General features: G+C 71.1%; 20 protein-coding genes. 5 read left to right on the plus strand and 15 right to left on the minus strand.

What is annotated here, in order from left to right; translation table 11 throughout:
- Window positions 1–2: 2 nt before the first annotated feature.
- The 4 genes from IE272_RS34675 to IE272_RS34690 are packed head-to-tail and all read right to left on the minus strand — an operon-like array spanning window position 3 to window position 9,718.
- A complete protein-coding gene (locus IE272_RS34675) occupies window positions 3–5,861 on the minus strand; it encodes a type I polyketide synthase (RefSeq protein ID WP_190009626.1) in 5,859 nt (1,952 codons plus the stop codon).
- Complete coding sequence (locus IE272_RS34680; RefSeq protein ID WP_190009628.1) at window positions 5,858–6,829, minus strand: enediyne biosynthesis protein; 972 nt, start codon at window positions 6,827–6,829, stop codon at window positions 5,858–5,860. Before IE272_RS34680 ends, IE272_RS34675 begins: the two co-directional genes overlap by 4 nt.
- Before the next feature lie 5 nt (window positions 6,830–6,834).
- Window positions 6,835–8,742, minus strand: a complete 1,908-nt coding sequence (locus IE272_RS34685) for a CRTAC1 family protein (protein ID WP_190009629.1) — start codon at window positions 8,740–8,742, stop codon at window positions 6,835–6,837.
- Window positions 8,743–8,746: 4 nt separating this feature from the next.
- Window positions 8,747–9,718 (minus strand): DUF1702 family protein, encoded by a 972-nt coding sequence (locus IE272_RS34690; protein ID WP_056705141.1) that lies wholly within the window; start codon window positions 9,716–9,718, stop codon window positions 8,747–8,749.
- Between the two features lie 261 nt (window positions 9,719–9,979).
- On the opposite strand from IE272_RS34690, the gene IE272_RS34695 reads away from it, so the two are divergent.
- On the plus strand, window positions 9,980–10,732 hold the full coding sequence (locus tag IE272_RS34695; protein WP_190009631.1) for a DUF899 domain-containing protein: 753 nt from the start codon (window positions 9,980–9,982) through the stop codon (window positions 10,730–10,732).
- Window positions 10,733–10,792: 60 nt separating this feature from the next.
- On the opposite strand, the gene IE272_RS34700 is transcribed toward IE272_RS34695, so the two are convergent.
- The 7 genes from IE272_RS34700 to IE272_RS34730 form a co-directional block, all read right to left on the minus strand.
- Entirely contained in the window at window positions 10,793–11,908 is a 1,116-nt protein-coding gene (locus tag IE272_RS34700; RefSeq protein WP_229897925.1) for a ScyD/ScyE family protein, read from the minus strand.
- Window positions 11,905–12,702 (minus strand): class I SAM-dependent DNA methyltransferase, encoded by a 798-nt coding sequence (locus tag IE272_RS34705; protein ID WP_143202819.1) that lies wholly within the window; start codon window positions 12,700–12,702, stop codon window positions 11,905–11,907. Before IE272_RS34705 ends, IE272_RS34700 begins: the two co-directional genes overlap by 4 nt.
- Window positions 12,699–13,433 carry an SDR family NAD(P)-dependent oxidoreductase gene (locus IE272_RS34710; RefSeq protein WP_190009633.1) on the minus strand — a complete coding sequence of 245 codons (735 nt, stop codon included), beginning with the start codon at window positions 13,431–13,433 and terminating at the stop codon, window positions 12,699–12,701. The genes IE272_RS34705 and IE272_RS34710 overlap by 4 nt, the downstream gene beginning before the upstream one ends.
- A gap of 37 nt (window positions 13,434–13,470) precedes the next feature.
- Window positions 13,471–13,941, minus strand: a complete 471-nt coding sequence (locus tag IE272_RS34715) for an SRPBCC family protein (RefSeq protein WP_190009635.1) — start codon at window positions 13,939–13,941, stop codon at window positions 13,471–13,473.
- 45 nt (window positions 13,942–13,986) lie between these two features.
- Complete coding sequence (locus IE272_RS34720; RefSeq protein WP_229897937.1) at window positions 13,987–14,496, minus strand: SRPBCC domain-containing protein; 510 nt, start codon at window positions 14,494–14,496, stop codon at window positions 13,987–13,989.
- A 94-nt stretch (window positions 14,497–14,590) separates the two neighbouring features.
- A complete protein-coding gene (locus tag IE272_RS34725) occupies window positions 14,591–15,796 on the minus strand; it encodes an MFS transporter (protein WP_229897939.1) in 1,206 nt (401 codons plus the stop codon).
- A 71-nt stretch (window positions 15,797–15,867) separates the two neighbouring features.
- On the minus strand, window positions 15,868–16,302 hold the full coding sequence (locus IE272_RS34730; RefSeq protein WP_032791873.1) for a DUF1428 family protein: 435 nt from the start codon (window positions 16,300–16,302) through the stop codon (window positions 15,868–15,870).
- A gap of 530 nt (window positions 16,303–16,832) precedes the next feature.
- Here IE272_RS34730 and IE272_RS34735 point away from each other — a divergent pair.
- Window positions 16,833–17,477, plus strand: coding sequence for a winged helix-turn-helix transcriptional regulator (locus IE272_RS34735; protein ID WP_106431533.1), 645 nt, complete (start codon window positions 16,833–16,835; stop codon window positions 17,475–17,477).
- Between the two features lie 129 nt (window positions 17,478–17,606).
- Here the strand turns inward: IE272_RS34735 and IE272_RS34740 are convergent, their stop codons facing one another.
- A complete protein-coding gene (locus IE272_RS34740; protein ID WP_050361838.1) occupies window positions 17,607–18,803 on the minus strand; it encodes a HEAT repeat domain-containing protein in 1,197 nt (398 codons plus the stop codon).
- A 179-nt stretch (window positions 18,804–18,982) separates the two neighbouring features.
- Between IE272_RS34740 and IE272_RS34745 the strand changes: the two genes are divergently transcribed.
- Window positions 18,983–20,293 (plus strand): ABC1 kinase family protein, encoded by a 1,311-nt coding sequence (locus IE272_RS34745; protein ID WP_229897941.1) that lies wholly within the window; start codon window positions 18,983–18,985, stop codon window positions 20,291–20,293.
- Between the two features lie 75 nt (window positions 20,294–20,368).
- Here IE272_RS34745 and IE272_RS34750 read toward each other — a convergent pair whose 3' ends face one another.
- Both IE272_RS34750 and IE272_RS34755 read right to left on the minus strand, forming a co-directional pair.
- Window positions 20,369–21,103 carry a maleylpyruvate isomerase family mycothiol-dependent enzyme gene (locus tag IE272_RS34750; RefSeq protein ID WP_190009637.1) on the minus strand — a complete coding sequence of 245 codons (735 nt, stop codon included), beginning with the start codon at window positions 21,101–21,103 and terminating at the stop codon, window positions 20,369–20,371.
- A complete protein-coding gene (locus IE272_RS34755; protein WP_056705150.1) occupies window positions 21,084–21,662 on the minus strand; it encodes a carboxymuconolactone decarboxylase family protein in 579 nt (192 codons plus the stop codon). Before IE272_RS34755 ends, IE272_RS34750 begins: the two co-directional genes overlap by 20 nt.
- A gap of 393 nt (window positions 21,663–22,055) precedes the next feature.
- Between IE272_RS34755 and IE272_RS34760 the strand changes: the two genes are divergently transcribed.
- Both IE272_RS34760 and IE272_RS34765 read left to right on the plus strand, forming a co-directional pair.
- The gene (locus IE272_RS34760) at window positions 22,056–22,619 is read left to right on the plus strand and encodes a hypothetical protein (RefSeq protein WP_050361842.1); all 564 of its coding nucleotides are present in this window, start codon (window positions 22,056–22,058) and stop codon (window positions 22,617–22,619) included.
- A gap of 4 nt (window positions 22,620–22,623) precedes the next feature.
- Window positions 22,624–23,130: a hypothetical protein gene (locus IE272_RS34765; protein WP_056705152.1), complete on the plus strand. Its 507-nt coding sequence runs from the start codon at window positions 22,624–22,626 to the stop codon at window positions 23,128–23,130.
- A gap of 12 nt (window positions 23,131–23,142) precedes the next feature.
- On the opposite strand, the gene IE272_RS34770 is transcribed toward IE272_RS34765, so the two are convergent.
- Window positions 23,143–23,454 (minus strand): SCO4225 family membrane protein, encoded by a 312-nt coding sequence (locus IE272_RS34770; protein ID WP_056705154.1) that lies wholly within the window; start codon window positions 23,452–23,454, stop codon window positions 23,143–23,145.
- Window positions 23,455–23,466 lie beyond the last annotated feature (12 nt).

Genomic DNA, 23,466 nt, shown 5'->3' on the forward strand with positions numbered 1-23,466 from the left:
CGTCACGGGCGTGACTCCGCCGCGACGAGGACCGCGACCGCCACCGGATCCGGCACACCCTTGAGCCGGGCCGCCAGGACCGCTACGCGCAGTCCGCCCGAGGCGAACACCGTCCAGTCGTCGACGGTGCGCGGTGTCAGCGAGAGCGGGGCGTGCGTGGTGAGGCCGGCCTTCTGCAGGCATTCGAGGGCGGTCCACACGGCGGTGGCAGCGGTGTCGTAACTGTCTCCCGTCTCCTTCGCCGCCAACGCGGCCAGCGGGGCGTGCACGCCGAGAAGCCCTTCCCACTCGGCTGTCGGCCTGGCCACGACGCGTTCGATGTCGCAGCCCACAGCGGCGGCTTCGGCCACCGCGCACAGCGTCCATCCGGCCATGTGCGAGGCGGACACGACCGAGCCGTCCGAAAGCTCGGGCCGCCCGTCAGGCCGGTAGGTGACAGTGGCCGGAGCGCCCAGAGCACGGCTCGCGGCCCGCGCCGTCAGCGAACGCCGCACACCGGCGTCCGCCGGCGCCTCGCCCGGCCCGTGCCCCTCGTCCGGTTCCACCGCCAGGGCGACCCGCCGCCCGGTCAGTTCCTCCACGGTTCGTTCCATGTGGGACGCGAGCAGGGGCGCGGCCCACGAACCGCTCCGCGTCCTCTTGCGCACCGCCGTCAGGCGCAGCCCCTCCCACCGCTCCACGACACGTCCGTCGGGGGCGTGGGCGGCGATGTCGTACACGTACGTGCTGCCCTCGCGAGCCCGCTCGACCGCCGTGTAGCGGAGCTCCTTCGGCACATCGGCGCCCGCGGCGAGCGGGTACAACCGGTCGATGCCCGACGGCAGCAGGGTGGCATCGGGGACGCACACCTGGTTGCCGTGCATCAGCGCGTCCCGCATGCCCGGATCGGCCAGAAGCAGCCCGCCCGGGAGGTAGGCGGCGAACCAGTCCGGCACCTCGTCCACCGACAGATCCGCGTCCACGTGCCGTGCCGAGACGCGGTGGAAGCGGCGCAACCGTCGGAAGCGGTCGCCCTGGAAGAGCACGTCGCCGTACAGGTCCGCCGCCGGATCCAGCGGTACGTCCCCGAGGCCCGGCCCGCGGGGCGTGGGCGGGCCTTCGGGGACCGGCGGGCCGGAGTACACCAACCGTGCCCGGAAGTGCTCCGCGACGAATCCGGACTCCTCCGCGTGCAGGACGACCTCCACCGTGTCCGCGTCCGTGACGGTGGCGGCGATCCGCACCCGGGCCGTGCCGTCGGGGGGCACCACGACGGGGCGCAGGAACCGCACGTCCTCCAGGACCGGGACGCCGCTCCACCCGGTGGCCGCGGCGGCCACCTGGCACATCGCCTCCATGCCGATCACGGCGGGGAGCAGCATGTTGCCGTCGAGCAGGTGGTCACCGAGGTACGGGTCGGTGCCCACGTTCAGCTCCGCCTCCGTGACCAGCTCGGCGCCGTGGTAGCGGACGATCGGGGCGACGGTGAACCGGTGCAGGGGCAGCGGCGGCAGCTCCCGGCGCAGTGTTTCCATCTCCCCCGTGCGGCCGGTGACGACGGTGACCGGCGGGGCGTCAGGATCGGCGATCAGACGCAGCAGCATCTCCACACCCCGGTCCGGGGAGATCGGCGTGATGCCCTCGCGGGCCAGGGACTCGACGACGGACAGCTTCTCGCCCATGCCGACACCGGACCACACGGACCACTCCACACATCGCACGCGGCAGTGCGGCGACGCGTCGGCGAACCGCTCGGCGAGGTCGGCGAGCCGTTCGTTGGCGGTGGCGTAGTGCGCCTCGCCGCGCAGTCCGGTGCGCCCGATCACGCTGCCGAAGCAGACGAGCAGCTTCAGGGCGCTCGGGTCGACCGCCTTGAGGACGGCCAGCAGTCCGTCGACCTTCGGTGCCAGGGTCCGCTGGAAGTCCTCCTCGGTCAGATCGGCGAGTGCGGCGGGTTCGTTGCGTCCGGCGCCGTGCAGCACCGCGGTGACGGGCCCGAGTCCGGCGGTCAGTTCGGCGACCGCCGCGCTCACCCGTTCCGGGTCGGTGACGTCCGCGCGGGCGTAGCCCACCCGGACGCCCCGGTCGGCCATCCGCCGCAGGTTCGCGGCGAGGGCCTCGTCGTGGGCCGGGTCGGAGCGGCCCACGACCGCCACGGCGGCCCCGGTCCGGTCGGCCACCGCGAGCGCGCACTCGGCGGTGATGCCCTTGCCTCCCCCGGTCACCAGGATGACGTCGGTGGAGTCCAGCACCTCGTCGGTGCGCTCACCGCGCACCGGCAGCACCCGCAGTACGGGCACCCGGCGGGTCCCGGCGGCGTCGTAGCAGGCCTCCGTGAACCGCGTGGTCGCCGCCACCTCGGCGACGATCCGGTCCACGACCCCGTCGACCGCCGGGGTGTCCACGACCGTGGTGCGCAAGTGGGCGGCCTCCAGGTGAAGGGACTTGGCGAGGCCGGCCGCGCCGAGACCTTCCTGGACCAGGACGAACCGCTGCCCGGCCTCGCCCGCGAGGGCCCGCCGGGCGCCGTCGAGCGCCGGTGTCAGCCGGTCGCCGGGACACCTCGGCGGCAGGCACACCAGGACGCCGGGCCCCACGCGGGCGCTGCGGAGCGCGGTCCGCAGCTCCTCGGCGTACGGGTGATCGGCTGCCGCGAACACCTCCCAGTCACCGTCGGACGCTTCGGTCCGGACCGCCGCGGGCGGCTCCTCGTCCAGGTCCACGGCGAAGGCCCGCACCCAGGAGGCGGCGCCCAGTACGGCCGGGGGCCTCCCGGCGCCACCGTCCGGGCCGATGTCGGCCAACGACTCCAGGGCCTCGCCGAGTTCGGCCAGGGTGGCGGTGGCGAAGTTGGCCGGGGCGTGGGCGGTGGCGAGGCCGAGGCGGGTGGCCGCCTGGTTGACGATCTGCCCCACGGTGATGGAGCTCATGTGCAGGTCGTCCAGGAGGCTGCTGTCGTCCCGCACGAGCTCCACGGGGAGTTCGGTCCGCTCGGCCACCAGGGCGCGCAGCACCTCGATGGCCGACTGCCCCTCGCCGCCCACCGGTTCGCCGGCGCCGGCACCCGGCCCGCCGTCGCCGGTCGCGTGTGTCCCCCCGTCGGCCGGCCCGGCTCCGTTCGCAGGCCGCTCCCCCGGGGCCGGCACGGCCGACAGCCCGTCGGGGGCGACGCTCTCGCAGGGGCTCGCCAGGAAGTCGAACCCGGCGTCGAGGTCCAGGGGCCGGGTGAGCCGGTCCGTGAACAGCCGCTCGTGCATCAGCGGGGCGCCGATCACGTACGCGGCTCCGGCGACCCGGAGCAGACCGCGCAAGGACTGCTCGTCCGTGTCCAGCGCGACGGAGGGAACGCCGGTCGCGCCCGTGGCCAGGGAGCTGAGCACCTGGCCCGGCCCCACCTCCACGAAGAGGTCGACGTCCCGGGCCGCCTCCTGGACCGCCTTGGTGAAGAGCACCGGCTCGGTGATCTGCCGGTGCAGCAGCTTGCAGAGGTCGGTGTCCTCGGCCAGCTCCCGCCCGGTCACGGTGGACAGCACGCGGCGCCGCACCGGCCCGAACCGCGTGTCGACCAGCCAGCCCCCGAAGACGTCGGCGGCCGATGCGACCAGCGGGGAGTGGAAGGCGTGGGACACCGCGAGCGGCGTACAGACGACGCCCTGCCGGGAGGCCTGCTCCGTCACTGCGGCCACGGCCCCGGCCGGTCCGGCGACGACCGTCCGCTCGGGGCCGTTGTACCCGGCGATGACCACGTCGATGCCGTACGTCAGCTCCCGTACCCGCTCGGGGGTGGCCGACAGGGACGCCATGGTGCCGGGCTCGCCGTACGTGGCCATGGCCTCGCCGCGCACCCGGGCCGCCTGCGACAGCAGCGCCTCGTCCAGGGCTCCCGCCCAGTGCAGGGCGACGAGTTCGCCCAGACTGTGCCCGACGGCCGACTCCGCCTCCACGCCGAGCCAGTCGAGCACGCGCAGCCCGGCGGTGGCGGCGGTGACGATCCGCGGCTGCGCCACGTCGGTCGCCACCGGGTCCCCGTCCCCGGGCAGCCCGGCCCGCTCGTGGACCTCGGCGGCCTGGGCGAAGCGCCGGCGGAGTGCGCCGCCGTCGGTGCCCCGGCCGGATCCCTGGCCGGGGAAGAGGAAGCCGATGTTCCCGGCCTCGCCCCCCACGCACCCGACGAAGGCCCGGTCGTCGACGGTGACCAGCCGGCCCGGGTCCCGCTCCAGCGCGTCGGTCAACTGCCGCAGCCGGCGTTCCGCGTCGTCCGGCGAGCTCACCACCACGGCCGCGCGCCACGGCAGTTCCCGCAGGTCGCGCTGGAGGGTGTGGGCCAGATCGCCGAGTTGCGCGTAGGACAGCCGGGGCGCGAGGTCGGCCGTCGCGGCCAGGCGCTCACGCAGCTCGGCCGACGACTCGCCGTCCAGGAGGAGCAGTTCGCAGTCCTGGAGGGAACCGGCGAGCATGAGGTGACGCCGATGGGGCGCCCGGTGGCGCGCGGGCGCCTCCTTGTCGATGACGACATGGGTGTTGATGCCGCCGAAGCCCATCGCGGTGACCCCGGCGCGCAGCGGCATGTCCCGGGGCCACGGCTCCGCGGTGCGCAGCGCGCGCAGGCCCGCTCCCGGTCCGGTGAGCAGCTCGTGGGGATCCTGGCAGCCGATGGTGGGGGGCAGGAGGCGCGCGTCCACCGCCATCACGGCCTTGATGAGTCCGGCGACCCCGGCGGCGGCCTTGGTGTGGCCGATCATCGCCTTGGCGGAACCGATGGCGGCGGCCGGTGCGCCGGGGTCGGCCTCCGCACGGGCGGCGGTGAGCGCGCCGAGCTCGTTGGCGTCGCCCACCGGGGTGCCGGTGCCGTGCCCCTCGAAGAACGGCACGGTCCCGATCCCGAACCCGGCCCGTTCGTAGGCGCGAGCCAGGGCCAGCCGGTAGCCGCCCGACTCGGGGCGGGTGATGCTTCCCTGCCCGTCGGAGGAGACGCCCCATCCGGCGATCGTCGCGTAGCGGCGCAGGCCGGCCGCGCGGGCGTCCTCCTCCCGCATCAGGACGACCATGCCGCAGCCCTCGCCGGGCCAGAATCCGTTGGAGCCCCGGTCGTACACGCGCATCTCGGACCGGGCGAGGGCGCCGGTCTTGGCGAAGCCGACGATCTCGAACGGGTCGATGGACAGGTCGACGCCCCCGGCGACGGCGACGTCGAGATCCCCGCTAAGCAGGGAGCCGGCGGCGGAGGTGACCGAGAGCAGCGAGGAGGAGCACGCGCCGTCGACGGTGTAACCGCCGCCGCCCAGACCGAAGTAGTTGCAGATCCGGCCGGCGATGGTGTTCGACAGGGCTCCGGCGAGCGAGTCCTCGTCGATCGCGGGGAACGGCTGCTTGTACGTCTTCTCGACGCCTTCGAGGAACACGGCGAGCCGGTCCTCGTCCCAGCCCTGGCCGCGCAGCGCCTCCGCGAACACCCGGCGTACGTACGGCCAGCGCAGCCGCATTCCGCTCGCCCGGGTGAACTCCCCGGTGAGGGTGTTGCCGACGACGACGCCGGTCCGGGCGCGCGGCAGTCCGCCGCCCTCGGGGAATCCGGCGTCCGCCAGCGCCCGGCCGGCGGTCTCCAGGGCGAGCCAGTGCGTGAGGTCCGTCGAGCGGTAGGTGCTGCCGGTGACCCGGTGCGCGACGCGGTCGAAGGCGTAGCCCTCCAGTACGGCGGCCGTACGCGCGTAGAAGCGGTCGGGGGCGGCCGGGTCCGGATCCCAGTAGTCGTCCAGGCGCATCCGTACGTCGGGGATCCGGCGGAAGGCGCGCCGGCCGGCCACCGCGTTCTCCCACAGCTCGCGGGGCGACGCGGCGTCCGGGAACCGGCAGGCCATACCGACGATCGCTACGCGTGTCATGCCGCCACCGGCGCCTTCCCGGACTCCGACGGGACGCCCCGGGCCTCGACGGCCGGCGCCGGGGCCGGGCTCGTCCCGGCCTGCTCGGTGCGCAGGTGCACCAGCCAGAGGTAGCCGCCGCGCACCAGGCAGACCACGGCCGTGGCGAAGAACAGGCCGTACGCGATGCCCAGACCGGTCATGATCCCGTACGTCACGGCGACGCCGCCGCCGAAGGCGACCTGTGCGACGGGCCGCGACGGGGTGGTGCCCGGGTCCGTGACCATGTAGTTGGTGAACAGGACGAAGGCCACCCCGGTCATCATGCCCAGCGCCGGCGGGATCGCGGTGTCGAAGAGCACTCCGCGCAGCACGGCCTGGAGCACGAAGACCACCAGCCAGCCGCCGATCAGCCACATCCGTCCGGTGAGCTTCGCGTTGAGCAGGGTCCCCAGGGCGACGATCACCGCGGGAATGATCCAGTCGACCGCCCCGTCGGTGTACTCGGTGAACTGGTACGGGGGTGCGATGCTGGCCCACGGGAAGAGCAGCAGCACCACCGCGATGCCGAAGTTCGACGGGTTCATGAAGTGCCGCGGCCTGCCCCGTACCGGTGCGCGCAGGACCCATTTGGCGGAGACCGCGATGATGACGCCGAGGAGCATCACCCACAGCCGGTCGTTCACGTACAGCAGCATGTTGACGGCGAGCGCGGTGATGTGGCTGGGGTAGAGGAACTCCAGGATCCCCTTCGCACCGCTCCCGGCGAAGCGCGGCCGGCGCTTCTCGACCCGGGCTCCGATGTACTCCAGGACCGTTTCGACGGTGTAGCCGACGGCGACCGCCAGGATGGGCCACAGCCAGGGCTGTTCGAAGCCGAGCACGGTGTAGCCGGCGATGTTGAGCACGGTGATCGAGATGGCGAACCGACGCAGCGCGGTGACGATCTTCGGGTCGTGCCGTGGGGGTGTGGTGGGTACCTCGGTCATCGCGGTCACTTCTCCTTGACGTCGGTCGCGAGCTGGAGGTCGTGCCATCCGGGGGCCAGCCGCAGGTCTTTCTCGTGGACCTCGCCGGAGCGGTCGCGCCACTTCAGGCGGACCGGCAGCGGTGTGCCCTTCTGCTCACCGAGGCCGATGTGCACGTCGTGGCTGCGCTTGCCGGAGTGTCCGCCGCCGCCGTCGACACGGCTGACCCGCCGGGTGCCGTCGGGCAGGGTCACGGTCACCTGGGCGTCGACGACCGGTGATCCGGAGGGGTGGGTCAGCTTCAGGCCGAGGAAGTCGCCGGCGGTGCGGCTCTCGTTCAGGTAGAAGCCGGGTTCGCCCCACTGCCGTGCCACCGCCAGGTCGAGCCTGCCGTCGCCGTTGGAGTCCCCGACGGCGATCCCACGGGTGGGGATGGGCACGGCCAGGCCGAGCCGGTCGGACAGGTTCGCGTAGTCGCCGTCCGGGGTCCGGGCGAAGAACCGCATGGTCTGGTCCCCGGCCAGGTCGTCGCCCTTCCTGACGTGGGGCCACCAGCCGGGGTGGGCGACCAGGCCGTCGTTGGCGGTGGCCAGCTCCTGCAGCTGGGCCCAGCGGTTGTTCCGGCCCTTGACGAAGCCGGTGGCCTGGGTGATCTCCAGCCGGCTGTCGTTGTCGAAGTCGCCCATCTTCACGTCCCAGCCCCAGCCCGACCAGGCGAGGTTGAGGGGGCCGCTGCGGTCCACGTACGGCGCTTCGCCCCGGCTCATCCGGGTACGCACGTCGTCCGTGCCGTCGGCGGTGCTCATGAACGCGAAGTTGCTCTCCTGGAGGCCGAAGGAGGTGGTGATGTTGGAGACGAACATGTCGTACAGCCCGTCCTGGTTCAGGTCCCCGAAGTCGATGCCCATCCCCTTGAAGGAACTGGCGCCGATCCGCTTGGACTTGGGCACCATCGGATGGTGCGCGCCCTTCACCTCGGCGAACGCGATCCGGCCGGGCTTCGACCTGTTCTGCAGCAGACGCGAGGTGCCGAAGTCGTGGGCGACGTACAGCTCGGGCAGCTGGTCGCCGTCGAGGTCGGTGGCGGCGGCGCCGAGCGTCCAGCCGATGCGCATGTCGCGGGGCATGACGTCCTCGGCCTCGACGAAGCCGTTCTCGGTCCACCGCAGGATGTGGTCCTCGCCGCCGTTGAGGGCGTTGGACAGCGAGTCGTTCATGACCACGCCGCCCCGCACCGAGGGGTCGAGGACGGGGCTGTCCGGGAAGTAGTTGCCGATGAAGACGTCGTCGTGGCCGTCGCCGTCGAAGTCGGCGATCGTCACCGCGTTGCTGTGCCAACGGGGCCCGGTGTAACGCGCCTTGCCCACGCCGGCGATCAGCTCGACGGGCTCGAAGGAGTCGGCGGTCATGTCGTCCCGGCCCGACCGGGCCTGGAAGACGACCGGGGTGCGGCCCCAGTAGTAGACGAGCAGGTCGCTGTGCCCGTCCTCGTTGAAGTCACCGGCGACGCAGCCCATCGGGGCCATCACGTCGTCCATCGGGAGCGGGGCGGGGTCGAGGACGAACGGCGTGTAGCGGTCGCCGCGTTCGTCGGGCGCGGGCGTCACGACGACCTGGTCGATCCGAGGGTCGGTGACGCAGAGATCGTTGGAGAAGCCGTCGCCGTCGACGTCGTTCATGGCGATGCCGGCGCCCACCGAGGAGATCCACGCCTCGATATGTTTGTACGCCTTGTTGACCTCGCGGATCTCCTGCTGGTCGTGGCCCGCGGGCATGGCGATGGTCTTCGGGGTGAAGGCGAAGGAGCTCGCCAGCTCCTCCGTCTGCGCCGCGGACGGTGTCGCGGGGCGCACCACGACATAGGTCACCACCATGAGCAGGACGGCGACGATTCCGGGGAGCTTGAGATAAAGGCGGGATCGCACGGTTGACATGTGACTAGCTCCTTCCCTCGGAAACGAGTGCTCCGGCTATGCCTTGACGCCATGTCTCGTACGCGGGCATGTCCACCCGGTCGGACGCGCCCGGCCGCTGTTCCCGGCAGACTCCTGCCGCCTCGTGCGGTTTCATGCCGCACAGCACCTCGGTGGCGAGGTGGGTGTGAGGCACCGTCAGTCCCGCGTGCTCGCGCGCCTCCGCGGCGAACGCCGAGCCCTGGAGGAGCTGCGGCCGGTACGCGCCGACGCCCTCCCGCAAGCGCAGGAGCTCGTCCGCACCGGCGCCGCCCGCGTAGGTCGCGGCCAGTCCCACGCCGCTGAACAGGTCGCCGCGTCGGGCCGGCGGGAAGGCGTCGACGAGCGCCAGGACGGCGTCGACGTCGGTGCCGCCGACGAACCAGAGCGCCCGGCCGATCCCCTGGTCCACCGCGCGGTGCGCGTAGGAGGCCTGGTCCTCGGGCCACGGCAGCTTCCGCTCGCGATGCTGCCCGCGAACGTAGCGGTCGGTGTGGAAGTAGGCCTGGTGAAAGCCGTATCCGTCCAGAATCAGCCACCGCAGAAGCGGGTCCGTGTCCTCTGTGTCCGGGTGCAGCATGCGGGGCAGCCGGGCCATGGCCCAGCCGATGCCGACGTAGGCCATGTACGTGTGCGCACCGCCGCGTCCGGCCAGCAGACCGCTCAGGCGCCGGCCCCCGCTGCCGGGCAGCGCGTCCATGATGGAGCACGCCATGGCCGCGCCCTCGTAGGCGAATCCCCGGAACTCCCTGGGAATCGCTTCCAGTCGGGGCTCCGCGGCTTGCGAATCCGGCGCTTCGACGATCCGCCCATAGCCTTCGAGGAAGCTTCTGCCCACGGTTTCCAGCAGTTCCTGGGCCGTTGGGTTCTTTTTCCTGAATCCGCGTACTTCCAGACTGGTGCTGGACAGGGCGGGGGTCAATATTCGGCGCCGGAGCGCACGTAATCCAGCCGTCACTGTGCGGTACCCCCTCGTTTGGGTGCCTCAAGCCGGTACGGAAAAGCCATGCCGAATGTACCCGGCGCTTCCGGTCCGTTGTCCACTCGAAATGTGCGCTCCCTATTCCCGGTCCGTGCGCCGGCTCGTGGGAGCGTGGTTTCGACGCCCGGTCCGGGCGCGAATGCACCGGGTGCCGGCACCGGTGACCGAACGCTGCGTCCGACGCTCTTCCGGTAGGGTTCCCTCTGCTGGTAAAGCACGACGAAGGCGAGGCCCGGAATGAACAGTCCGGCGATTGTGTCAAGAGAAGAATGGTTAGCGGCCCGGAAGGAACTGCTGGCGCGGGAGAAGCAGTTCGACCGGGAACGGGACGCGCTCAGCGCACAGCGCCGGGCTCTGCCGATGGTCGAGATCACCGAGCCGTACGTCTTCGACGGCCCGAACGGCGCGGCACGTCTCGTCGACCTGTTCGACGGCCGCAGCCAACTCATCGTGTATCACTTCATGCTGGCGCCCGACTGGGACGCCGGCTGTACGGGGTGTTCGCTCCTCGCCGACAACATCGGCCACCTGGCGCATCTGCACGCGGCCCGTACGTCATTCGCCGCGGTCTCCCGCGCGCCTCTCGCGAACATCACGAAATTCCGCGAACGCATGGGGTGGGATTTCCCCTGGTTCTCCTCCCACGGAACGTCTTTCAACTACGATTTCCACGTCACCATGGATGAATCCGTGGCGCCCGTTCTCTTCAACTTCCGCACGAAGGACGAACTGCGGGAAGCCGGAATCGGATCCTGGGCCCTGAGCGGCGAGCAGCACGGCCTGAGCGTCTTTCTCCGCGAGGACGACCGGGTGTTCCACACCTACTCGACGTACTCGCGCGGCACCGATCTTCTCAACGGCACCTTCAACTACCTCGACCTGACCCCTCTCGGGCGCCAGGAGGAGGCCGGGATCATGAACTGGGTCCGTCACCACGACGACTACGGCGACCGGGCCGAAGAGGACGGCTGCGGCCACTGCGACGTCTGACGCCACCGCTGCCGGGGGCCGCCGAGGGACGTTTCACGTGTCCGTCGGCGGCCCCGCCGGTCACTGCCGGCCCGGGCGCAGTCGGAGGAGTTGCCCGTTCGCCTCGCCGAGCGAGGTCGTCCGGTTGGTCAGATAGATGTCGCCGTCGGGAGCGACGGTGACCCCTCCGGGGTGCTCCAGTCCCTCGCGCGCCAGGACCGTCCGGCCTCCGTCCCTCTCGACGCGCACCAGCCGCCCGGTGCGGTCGGGCGAGTCGAAGCCCTTCTCGGCCAGTTCGAGGACCAGCATCCGTCCCTGGCGGTCGAAGGCGAGGTCGATGACGCCGGTGAACCCGCTCGTCACGACGACCGGCTTCCGTCCGGGCGCCATGCGCCAGATCCGGGCCTTGCCCAGCTGGGTCGGCTCGCCGCTGTACTCACTGATGTAGAAGGCGCCGTCGGGCCCCTTCACGATGGCCGACGGCACGGACTCGAGCGGCTTGCCGTCGACGGTCTGGTCGGGCATCAGGGCCACCATGCGGACCGACCCGTTGTCGGCCACCGACAGGATGTTGTTGCCGCCGGCCTCCGCCACCAGGGTGCCGCCCGGAACCCGGACGATCCCGTACGCGTTGGCGTTGACGTCGGCACGGTGGGGGTTGTACCGCTGCTCGAACGCGAGAAGGTCTCCGACCGGGTGGAGGCGGCCCTTGCGGTCGATGGTGCCGGTCTGCGCGAGCCCCCGTGCGGCAGGGCCCAGACCGTTGCGGGTGGCCATCTCGCCGCCGAGGCCGAAGACGACGGAGATCCGCCCGCGGCTCGCGTCGATGTCGTGCAGTCCGAGCACACTGAACTCGTTGATCACCGAGGGGAGACCGGTGGCGATGCGTTCGGTCCCGTGCCTCTTCCCCGGGGTGTACGAGGTGATGGCCCCGGTGGCGCCGAAGCAGGCGGGGTATCCGCCCACACCGGGCGCGCACGGACCGGGTCCGCCCCGGCCGGCCTCGGTGACCAGGACACGCCCGGCGTGGGCGTCCCAGGTGAGCCCGCGCGGGGTCACCAGGTTCTCGGCGACCACGTCGAGCCGTCCGTCGGCCCCGGCCTGCGAGGCGGCGCCGGTCATCAGTCCGCAGAACATGGCGGTGGCGAGCGTGGCGGTGCACAAACGGCGCAGCATCTTCAGCCCCCTGGGCGTCATCGTGGGATTGGGCCGGTCGTGCGGCGGGCGCTCCAGGTCTCCCGCCGGGTGGAGTCGGTCACGTCGCGTTCGGTGTAGTTGTCCGAGACGGCGATGTCGGTGAATCCGGTGGCGCGCAGCGCGTTCCGGACCTCGTCGCGGGAGAAGTGGCGCTGCGCGTGCTGCTCGACCGATCGCCGGAACAGCTCGCCCTCGGCCACGAAGAGCGACACGAGGTATTCGTACGCGGGTGTGTCCGGCTCGTGCCGGGTGTTCCAGATGTAGGCGAAGTCGCCGAAGTCCTCGCCGAACTCGCCGGCGGCGGCGATCTCCTCGAAGGTGCGCCGGGTGCTCAGGTCGAACACGAGCACCCCGCCCGGCCGGAGTGTCCGGGCGAGCTGGTGCAGGGTGGTGGCCAGCGCGTCCTGGCCCGTCAGGTAGTTCGCCCCGTCGAAACAGACGAGGGCGGCGTCGAAGGGCCCCAGTTCCGCGAGCCGTTCGTCGGGCACGGCCAGGCAGAGCAGTTCGGTTCCGGGGGCCGTGCGGGCGCGGGCCACGTCCAGCATCGCGTCGGACGCGTCGACCCCGGTGACCTCGTAGCCGTGGTCCTGCAGGGCCTTGATCGTCATACCGGTGCCGCAGGCGACGTCGAGTACGTTCCGCACCTGGAGACCGGACTCGGCGAATCGTTTCCCCGTGAAGGTGAGCCACTGGTCGTACGGGACACGGTCGGCGGCCATCCACCGGTCGTAGACCTGGGCGAGCGCGCTGTACGGAGCCCCGTACCCGTCGTCCGCCTCCGGCCGGGGGCTCACCGGGCGTCCCACGGTCCGGCCTGCGCCAGGTACCGCCGCCCGGAGACCTCCCCGGACGAGGTCTGTGCCAGCCACTTCCAGAACGGCAGCGTCACGTCCGGGGTCGGCACGCCCGACAGATCGAAGCCGGGCTCCGCCTCGGCGTAGCCGCGCGTGCGTATGCCGCCCGGGTCGACGGAGGTGATCCCCACGCCGGTGTCGGCCAGTTCCGCCGCGATGATGCGCGAGGCCTGGTCGAGGGCGGCCTTGCTGGCCCCGTAGATGCCCGCGCACGGGAACACGTCCACGGCCGCCTCGCTGGACAGGTTGACCACCAGTCCGCCGCTGTCCCGCAGCAGCGGCAGGGCGAGCTGCGCCAGTGCCACGGGGGCGACCACATTGGTGCGGAGCACCTTCTCGAAGACGTCCACCGGGTGGTCGAGCAGCGGCCTGATCGGGCTGACCCCCATCTGGGAGGCGTTGTTCACCAGCCAGTCGAGGCGTCCGAGGGAACCTGCCTCCGCGATCAGCCGCTCCCGGTGCGCGGCCTCCCCCACGTCCCCCGCCACCGCGACGACGGTGACGCCCCGGTCGGTGAGCCGCTTGGCGACCGCCGTCAGGTCGGACTCGGTCCGCGCGGTGAGCACCAGTCGCCAGCCGGCGCCGCCGAGGAACTCGGCGACGGTCTCGCCGAGCCCGGTACTGGCGCCGGTGATCAGAGCGACACGTGATGGTGTGCGGGGGTCTGTCATGGACATCAGCTCCTGGGTCAGCGGGGGCGGTGCCCGCTCAGGTGGACAGGCGGATTCCGTGTTCGGCATAGCAGCGGACGAGCGTCAGGGCCTCGCCCCACCCGGGTGCGCACTCCCCGAACCGGGCGAGACCGGCCGCGGTCTGCGGCAATCCGGTCTCCACCACCGTGAGCCAGGTGCCGTCCGGGTGCTCCGCGGTGGTGAAGGTGACCAGCGAGGGCGGTGTGCCCCAGGTGAACGCGAAGCGTTCGTTCGGCACGCACTCCATGACCACCCCGTCGTCGGTGACTTCGCTGCCGTCGTCCGTCCACCCGCGCCAGACCAGGTGCACCGGGCTGCCCTCGGACGGGCCGAAGGCCGAGCCGTTGGTGAACCACTTGTCCCAGCCCGTGCCGCTGGACAGCAGGTCGAACACGGCGTCGGGCGCCGCGCGGACCAGGGTGGAATGCAGGATGTCGGGGACCTGAACGGCGTCCTGGGGGGTGCCGTTCTCGTCGGTGGTGCTCATGTCGTGCTCTCTCCTTGCTCTGTTCTGATCTGTTCTGTTCGAGACTCAGTCGGCGGATGCCGCCGCGTAGACGGGCATCAGTTCCATCCAGCGCGCGTCGGAGTCCGCCACCCCGGGTGTACCGGCGAGGTGTGCTTCCAGGTTGTCGGTGTACATGTGCCAGCCGGCCGCGTAGTCGACCGGGTCGGCCTCCGGGCCGAACCCCACGTGCTCCAGGAGCAGTCGGGTGCCGCCGTCCTCCGTGGGCGACAGGTCAAGCCGCAGCTCGGACTCCGTCTCGCCGGTGTAGCGCCAGGTCACCCGCAGCCGGGTGGACGGCTCCCAGGAGAGAACGCGGCAGACGATGGTGTCGCCGTGCGCGCCGCGCCCCTCGAGGACGTACTCCACGTCGGGCCCCGGTATGCCCTTGAGGACCGGACCGAACCAGTGGGGCAGCCGGTCCGGTTCGGTCCAGGCCCGCCACACCTCGTCGGGCGTCGCCGGGAGAACCCGGTCCAGCCTCGCCGTGCGTGCCGTACGCGATGCCGTTCCGAGGGCGCTGAGCGATCCGCTCATCATGAACTCCGCTTCTGTGCGTGGACGGGGAGGGGAGTGCGCGGGGCCGGGCGAGGTGGAGATGTGCGGGTGGTACGCGGCGGGGACGGGCCGGTCAGGTCTGTGCGGTGAGCGTGGAGTCCCCGGTCTCGGCCGGCGCCGCCGCCGCGCGGTCGGCCTCCACGATCGGGCGGCTCAGGGCGAGCACGCCGACCCCGACGCCCGCGGCCACGACGAGCACCATGGCGGTGTTCAGGGAGGTGGCGTCGGAGAGCCACCCGTAGGCGGTCGGCGTCGCGATGAACGCGGCGTACGCGGGCACCATCATGGCCGCCGCGACGATGTTGACGCGGCTGGGCGCCACCCGGGCCGCGGCGCTGAGGCAGGTGGGCTGTACGCCGGCGATGGCGATGCCCATGAGCAGGAAGGCGAAGACGGACAGCCACAGGTCGAAGGCGCCCATCAGCAGGGCGCCGGACAGGGCGGTTCCGATCGCGGAGATCAGGAACGACCTGCGGATGCCGAGGGAGGCCACCAGCCAGGCGTTGATCATGCGGCCGATCATCATCGTGAGGCTGAAGAGGGCGAACGCCGCGCCGCCGTAGACGATGGGGGCGTCGAGGAGCTGGTCGACGTAGATGACCGACCAGACCTGGACGATGCTCTCGACCGCGATGCCGAGGACGGTCATCACGAAGACCACGCGGAACAGCGGGTTGCGCATCAGCTTGATGAGGCCGATGTCGCCCTCCGCCTCCGAGCCGCTCGGCGTCTCCTCGGGCTCGTCCTGGTTGACCGGCGGGTACTTGATCACGAAGGAGGCGAGGAGCACCGGCGCCATGATGACGGCGAACAGCACGGCGACCCAGCGGTAGTCCATGCCCAGGCTGATCAGTGCGCCCGCGCCGAGGGCGCTGATGACCGTGCCGCCGCTGTTGATCGCGTACATCATGTTCATCACTTCGCGGCCGCTGCGGGCCTGGATCTCCATGAACACGCTGTTGGTGGCGGTGTCGACCAGTGCGGACCCGAGGCCGGCGAGGACGAAGGCGATCAGCAGACCCACGAAGTGGTCGCTCACGGCCAGCATCACGAGCAGCCCGATGAGGGCGAGTTGGCCGTAGATGCCGATCCAGCGGTGATCCAGGTAGCGGTAGATCCGCTTGGCGGCGAGCAGCGTCAGCAGTCCGACGACCGGCAACAGCAGGTGCGCGGTGCCGAAGAACCCGTCACTCAGGTCGAGGGAACGGATGACCTCCGCCCAGGCCACGGTCATCACACCGATGGCGATGCCGAACATGAAGAACTGGGTGCCGGACAACCAGGTGACGGCCCGTAAGTTCCATGGGGGTTCGGCTGTCGCCGAATCGGTCCCGTCCTGGTGTTCAGTCGTCACGCTGTCTCCTGGTGCGCCGGATGCCAATGCCTGTGCGGAGTCCGCCGGTACTTGGCGTGCTCCTCGGTGTTCATCAGCTCGAATACGGTGCTCATCTCGCTGCGCAGAATTCTTGAGATATCGACGGTTTCCACGAGCTTTTCGTAGAGCTCCATCAACTCGGGATCGGCGTCGACCCTCGGCATGACCTCGTCGTAGTGCGCCCGGTCGTGGAAGTAGGTGAGTTCGGCGTAGACCACCTCGTCCGGTGCCACGTCGACACCGGAGGCGATGTCCGAGCAGCCGTATTTCGCCTCGGGGTCGCTCACCTCCATCACGGTGCCGCCGATGGCGCCGTGTCGCCGGAACACTTCCACGGCGTCGTGGACGACGGCGCGGAAATCCTCTTCGCGTGACCTGGGCACCCTGTGCAGGAACCAGATGAGATACACGGAATCCACCACCCCAGCGAGATTTGAGCCCCGGAAAAGAGGCCTGTGAATCGAGCTGTCCGGCAGGAGGCTATACGAATACTAAGTGAGTGGCAAGAATCACGTCGGGCGCCCCAGGACCCGCATGACGCCGCATCCGCACCGGCTCCACCGTCGGCCCGGCGTGCCGCCGACACATGCCCCCGCCACGGCGGATCGGCAGGGCGCAGCCGACCCGACACGCCCGCGACGGGGCGGACACAGGAGACACAGCACCCCTGATCGACATCCGAACCGCCTTGCGCAGCAGCGGTGATGAGGGCTGTGGGTCCCCTCGGAACCCAGCGGTCCGACGGACCCCGACGCGGCCCCCGCGGCGGCTCGAAGCGACCTCCCGCCCACCTCCCCCGCCGCACCCGCCCAACCGGCTCCGCCGCGGGGGGCCTCACCGGCCACGACGGGCCGCTCCACCGCCCGCCCACCGGCCTCTCCGCGCTCCCTTGTAAGGAGCACGAATGTTACTATCGACAACGAGAGTGAAGGAGGCCGCCGTGAAGCGAGAATACGGACAGTTCTGCGGTCTGGCCGCCGGGCTGGACGTCATCGGCGAGCGGTGGACCCTCCTCATCGTGCGGGAGCTGCTGATCGGCCCCGCCCGCTTCAAGAGCTTGCTGGAGAACCTCCCCGGGATCGGCCCCAACCTGCTCACCGATCGGCTGCGGATGCTCGGCGACCACGGTCTGGTGGAGCAGACGTCCGTGGCCGAGGACGGGCGTGCCCGGCTCTACCGGCTCACCGAGTCCGGGCAGGAGTTGCGGGAGCCGGTCCTCACGCTCGCGCGCTGGGGCCTGAAGTTCCTCGACGAGTCGGATGCCGACGGGACGACCCGCGCCGAGTGGGGCTTCCTCGCCGTGCAGGCGATGATCGTCGACGACGCCGTCCCCCAGGTGGACGAGGTCTACGAGTTCAGGGTCAGCGAGCAGATCTTCCAGATCCTGGTGCGCGACGGCCGGGTGTCCTTCGAGCGCGGCGCGGTGGCGGAGCCCGCGCTGACCATCGAGTGCGACGCCGGCACGTTCGTCCGGGTGGGCGCGCGGCTGCTCTCCCCGTTCCAGGCCCTCGCCACCGGCGACGTCCGGATCAAGGGCGACCCCGAGGCCGTGCTCCGCTGCACCCTGATGCTCGGCCTGGACTGAGCCCCCGGGCGCGGCGGATCCGCCCGGGGGCTCAGTCCACCCGTTTCGCCGTCCGGCGCCCTGGCCGGGCACGACACAACGGTGCACCCCCACACCGCGTGGGGGTGCACCGTCACGTCACGACACAGGTCACTCGGCGGCCAGCTCGGCACCGCCCTGGACCACGTCGATCTTGCCGTCGGGACGGCCGTGGCACTTGATCGAGTTGAGCGTGTAGCGGCCCGCGCCGGTGTAGTCGCCCGTCTTGCCGCGGAACGTGCCGTACAGCTTGGCGTTGGTCATCGGGCCCGCGATCGGGTCCGTCGGGTTCGACAGCTGCACGTCGCCGGCGCCGACGGTGCCACGGTCGAAGGTGCGGTCCAGGTTGACCGCGGCCCAGCCGTAGTACCGGCCGCGCACGCTCTCCACGAACGGCATGTCGGCGTCGCGCAGGCGCTGCGCACGCGCACCGTCGCCCTGGATCGCCACCTCACCCTTGCGGGCGAGCGAGGTGAGCGCGATACGGCCGAGCGACACGGGCACCTCGACCATCTCACCCTTGCCGACGAAGCCGCTCGGGTAGAACGGACGCAGCGTCTCGGAGAGGTAGTTGTGCTCCAGGTTGTTGCCGTCGTACTCGACGCTCAGACCGCGGAACGGGAAGATCTCGTAGTGGCACGAGCCGTCCTCGTTGAGGCCCTTGAGCTCCTTCTCGACGGTGAGGTCGGTCCGGATCGTCCCGACGTTGGTGCTCGCGAGCACCCGGCCGAGGATGGAGTCGAACCACAGCGGTGAGAGCACCGCACGGACCGCGCCGACGCCCGGGGTCATGATGACGACCCGGCCGCCGATGATGAGCGGCACCGTCTGGTCGAAGTACCCGGTCTCCTCGACCTCGGCCTCGCTGTACACCCGCTGCGGCTTCACGCCCGTGATGTCGCCGGTGAGCACGCGCGCCCAGTCGGCGACCTCGGGGTCGTCGTCCGTCGCGTACTTCTCGAAGACGCCCATGGCCCGCGGACCGGCCGAACGCAGGGCCAGCCACAGCGCGCCGGAGCGGACCAGGCGGTCCTTCTCGGTGGCGATCGTGTCGGAGATGAACGCCAGGCTCTCCTCCGGGTTGCGGTCGGCGAACTCCCACAGCGCACGCTCGCGCTCCAGGGGGCTCTCGTGCCCTTCGGTGACCTCTCGGAGCTCACTGTCGCTACGGGTGTCGTACGGCAGGAACTTCTCGGTGATCGGCCGGGCGAAGTCCAGGTACTCCGCGGGGTCGTTGTACCGGGCGGCCGGCGGCGGCGTGAGGGCCACCAGGCCTTCCTGCATCCGGGATTCGATCGATTGGGTCATGTTTCCTCCGCAGTTAGGTAGTGCACCCCATGCGAGGTAGTTATATGAAAACTAAGTCACATCTACCTGTCAAGCACGGTGCCTCCAGGGATCACTTGGCGGATACTGGGGACCGTAGATCATCTACTTAAGGAACGTGTGGCCATATGGAACGAGCTGAACGTCCTGATCTGCCTTCCGTGACCACCACCGCAGCGCTGTTGCGTCTCGGCCGGATCCTGTCGACCGTCTCCGCGGGCACCGCCCGCCACCTGGTGCGACGCTCCTGGCGGCGCCTGAGGGGGCGGCCGACCACCGCTGCGGACTGGCCCGAGGAGCTCGCGCGGATCGTCGAGCGACTGGGCCCGGCCTTCATCAAGTTCGCCCAGATAGCCAGCACCCGCGAGGACGTCCTGCCGCCCCGCGCCTGCACGGCGCTCAAACGCCTCCACGACGACGTCCAGCCCATGCGGCCCCAGGACGTCCGTCAAGCGCTGGCGGAACACCTCGGCCCCGGCTGGGCCCGGTCGCTGACGGACTTTCACCCCGAGCCCCTGGGGTCGGGCAGCATCGCCTGCGTCTACCCGGCCCGGCTGAGCGACGGAACCCGGGTGGCCGTCAAGCTCCGCAGGCCCGGCCTCACCGACACGGTCCGCCGCGACGTCGCCATCCTCAGCACGGTCTTCGCGCTCGCGGGACGCCTGCCGGGCCTGCGCGGAGCCCCACTCGCCGACATGGCGCACGCCGTCGGGGCGAGCGTGCTCCGCCAACTCGACCTCGACACCGAGGCGCGGAACCTCGCCCTGCTCCGTGACGACCTCTCCACCCTCGAGTTCATCGCCGTACCCGCGCCCGTCTCCGCGCTGTGCGGGGAGGCCTGTGTGGTCATGGACTTCGTGCCCGGGGTGCGCGACCACGTCGAGGTGGCCGAGCTGAGCACGGAGCGCCGCCGGGCGCTCGCCGACCAGACTCTCCGGGCCGTCTTCGAGATGCTGTTCTGCACCGGGCTGGTCCACTGCGACCTGCACCCCGGCAACCTGCGTCTCACCCGCTCCGGCTCCGTGGTCGTGCTCGACGCCGGATTCGTCTACCGCGTCCCCGAAGTCGTACGGGAGAATCTGGCCCTGTTCTTCCTCAACCTCGGCTTCCGCAACGGCCCCCGGTGCGCCGAAGCGGTCCTGGCCAGCGCCGAACAGGTCGACGGGCGCAGCGACACCGCCGCCTTCACCGCCGACATGACCCGCCTCGTCGACCGGTACGGCGGCACCACCGCCCGCGACTTCGACCTGATCGCCTTCTCCACCGAACTGTTCGCCAGCCAACGGCGTAACGGCATCTACGCCTCGTCGGAGTTCGTGTTCCCCCTCCTCGCGCTCCTCATGGTGGAGCAGACGGTCCGCCGTCTCGACCCCGACGTGGACTTCCAGGCCATCGCCCGCCCCATCGTCTTCCGCGCGGCGTCGGGCCGCCCCGCCGGCGAGCGCCGCCGCCGGCTGGAGACGGCCGGCTGAGCCGGAGCCGACGCGCGTACGCGGCCCCGCGCCCCGATGATCGTCGCCACCCGGCCTCCCGGGTGGCGACGGTCATCAGTTACGGGAGTGGAGGCCCGGAGCCGGACCGGAGGGCGCCGCCTCCTCGACGGTGCGCGTCGGCGGCGTGAAGGGACCCCACGTGAACGCGGGCAGCCACCTGTCCGACGGGGCGCTCCAGGACAGCTCGCCGATCTGCCGGACCGTACGGCGCCCGGTCAGAGCACGGAAGATCTCCCTGCTCCCTCCGCGCAACGTGGCGGCCGGTTCACCCTCCCCGGCCGTCCACACCCGGTCGGGCGTCCGGACGCGCAGCGCCGGCAGGCCATGCCCGTCCAGAGACAGGGTGAAGCCCATGACGGCGAGATCCAGCGCGTCGGCGAGGGCGGGGGGACGGCCGGGCGGGGGCATGCCGAGGGCCGAACGGAGATCGAGCTCGTGCGAGAGCGCGTCCAGCGGAAGGATGCGGCGGCGCAGCCAGTCCGCGCGCGGCAGCACCCCTGCGAGGTCGCTCTCCAACTCGGCCCACGTGCTGACGAGTTCGGAGACAGGGATGCCCGGGGGCGGGGGCGGCGGCTCGCTGATCTCGCCCGGGTCCTCCTCGACGGCCATCCGGCAGACGACCACGAGGTGCCCGACGAGATCGCGCACGCTCCAGCCGGGACAGGCCGGCACCGGGAGCTCCGCGACCGACGGGCCCGAGGTGACGAGTCGGGTGATGTTCTCCCGACAGGCGCGGTAGGTGAGGTGGTGGCCGGTGTCCGGTAACGGTTCAGCGGACCTGCCCGTCATCCGCGGACTCCTCTCCCCGGACGATCCCGGCCCGGTAGCCGTCGGTCACGATCCGCCGGGCGGCGTGCTGGTAGTACGCGTCGTCCTTGGGCAGCTCGGTCGCGAGGCAGCTGACGTAGCGGTTGTACATGCAGAACGCCGCGGCGATCAGCACGGTGTCGTGCAGGTCCGTGTCGTCCACGCCCTCGGCGCGGGCCGCCGCGATCGCCTTGTCGGAGACCGGGCGCGCGGCTTCCTGGACCTCGGCCGCCACGCCCAGCAGCGCACGCAGCCGGCCGCTGACCGGTGCGGTACCGGGGTCGGCCAGCACGGCCCCGACCAGTTCCTGGCCGCCGGCCAACTGCGCGGCGGCGAAAGCTCCGTGCGAGGAGGCGCAGAACTCGGTGTCGTTGAGCCGCGAGACGTACGCGGCGATCAGCTCGCGCTCTCCCGGTTCGAGCGAGGACGGAGCTCTCAGCAGAGCGTCCGCGAGATCGCCCAGAGGTCCGCCGGTGTCGGGACGGTGGGCCATCAGTCCGGTGATGCCGGGGAGGTCGTTGTTCAGTGCGATATGGGGCATGGCTCTTCCTCCAGGAGAAGGGGAGACAGAGGGCCGGCGAGGGCCAAGTGACCGCGGACGACCGGGCCTCGTGATGCCAGGAAGCTAATGAACCGTCATGTTCGTGGCAACTACCCAGCCATGCACTGGAGTTATGGAGTGCCGGCCGGGACCTCCGGCCGACCGAGACGACAGGACGATCGGTCATCCTGCGATCAAGCCCCTGAGCAGCGGCATCTGTTCGGCGCATGCCGGGGCGGTCGGCGCCGCGCACGGCACGGCTGCGCCCCCGTGCCGTTCCGCAGGGCGCAAGGGTCAGCGAACCCGCTCTCAAGGAGAGCACGCCGGAAGAAGCCCACCCGTATGTGGTCCTGATGTAATGAGCCACCGTTCCCCGACCGTGGAGGTTCAGGCATGGCCATCAGCACGGGAGCGTCACCGAACACCCTGCGGGGCGGGCTCGACTCGCTCAACGGCAGTCATCATCAACTCGGTCTGCGCTTCTTCCTGTTCATCGTCGTCGCGCACTGGGCGGAACACCTGGTCCAGGCGTACCAGATCTACGTCATGGGCTGGCCGATCCCGGAGGCGCGCGGCGTGCTCGGGATTCCGTTCCCGTGGCTCGTCACGTCGGAATGGATGCACTACGGCTACGCCCTGGTGATGATGGTCGGCCTGTTCCTCCTTCGCCCGGGTTTCACCGGCCGCTCGGGCACCTGGTGGAAGGCGTCGCTCGGGATTCAGGTGTGGCACCACCTGGAGCACCTGCTGCTCCTGGTCCAAGTGCTCGTGGGAGCCAACCTGCTGGGCAAGGCCGCTCCGACGAGCCTGGTGCAGCTGATCATGCCCCGGGTGGAACTGCACCTCTTCTACAACACCCTGGTGACGATCCCCATGGTGGTGGCGATGTACCTGCACACCCGCGCGAACCGGCAGGACAACGCCACCGCACGGTGCGCCTGCGCGCCGAAGGACTGACCGCATGGCCACGGGCCGCAGCAGGCCCTCCGGGTTCGTGTCCCTGCTGCTCCTGCTGGCCGGAGTCCTGCTGTTCTGGATGACGGTGCCGCATCTCGGCACCGCCGCCAGAGCCGCCACGGCGGACGGGCCGCGGGGTACCTTCACCGCCGCCCGTCTCGTGTGCGCGGGTCACTCCGGGCACACCACGTGCGAGTGGGCGGGAACGTTCCGGTCCGACGACGGCACCGTGGAGCTCGTGGGCGTCAAGCTGTACGGGAGCGGCCGGGACACGTTCGAGGCCGGACGGACGGCGCCGGCCGTGGACGTGGGCAACGCGGGGCGGGTCTACGACCCGACCGGATCGCGTGCGTGGATCATCACGGTCGTGCTGGTGGTGCTCGCCTACGTCCTGCTCGTGGTCGTGGCCCGCCGGCACCTGATGCCTCCCCCTTCCCCCGGAGACGGAGGCCGACGGCGGTTCCTCACCCCCTTGGGGTCGCCGGGAACCTCCGCGAAGGGCACACCGTAGCCGCGCCCCGGCTCACGCGCCGCGGCGCAAGGTGCGGGTGCACCAGCCGATGATCGTGGCGTTGGCAGCCGCTCCGACGGCAATGGCGATGGGGAACACGGCCCTGCTCTCCGGCAGCGCGAGGAAGAGGAAACTGACGGGGGCGGTGGCAAGGAACGGAATGACTCCGGCCATGGACTCGTCCGTGCTGTCCGCGACGGTCACCGCCCACGCCCACACGAACAGGGCGGCGCAGACGCCGAGGTAGGCGAGGCCGATGGCGCCCAGGTGGTCGTACAGTCGGCGCGGGATCGATCTTCCGGGATCGGCGGCGGTGCCGGGCATGGTGGTGGACTC

This window comes from Streptomyces anulatus (assembly GCF_014650675.1).
Classification (GTDB): Bacteria; Actinomycetota; Actinomycetes; order Streptomycetales; family Streptomycetaceae; genus Streptomyces; species Streptomyces anulatus.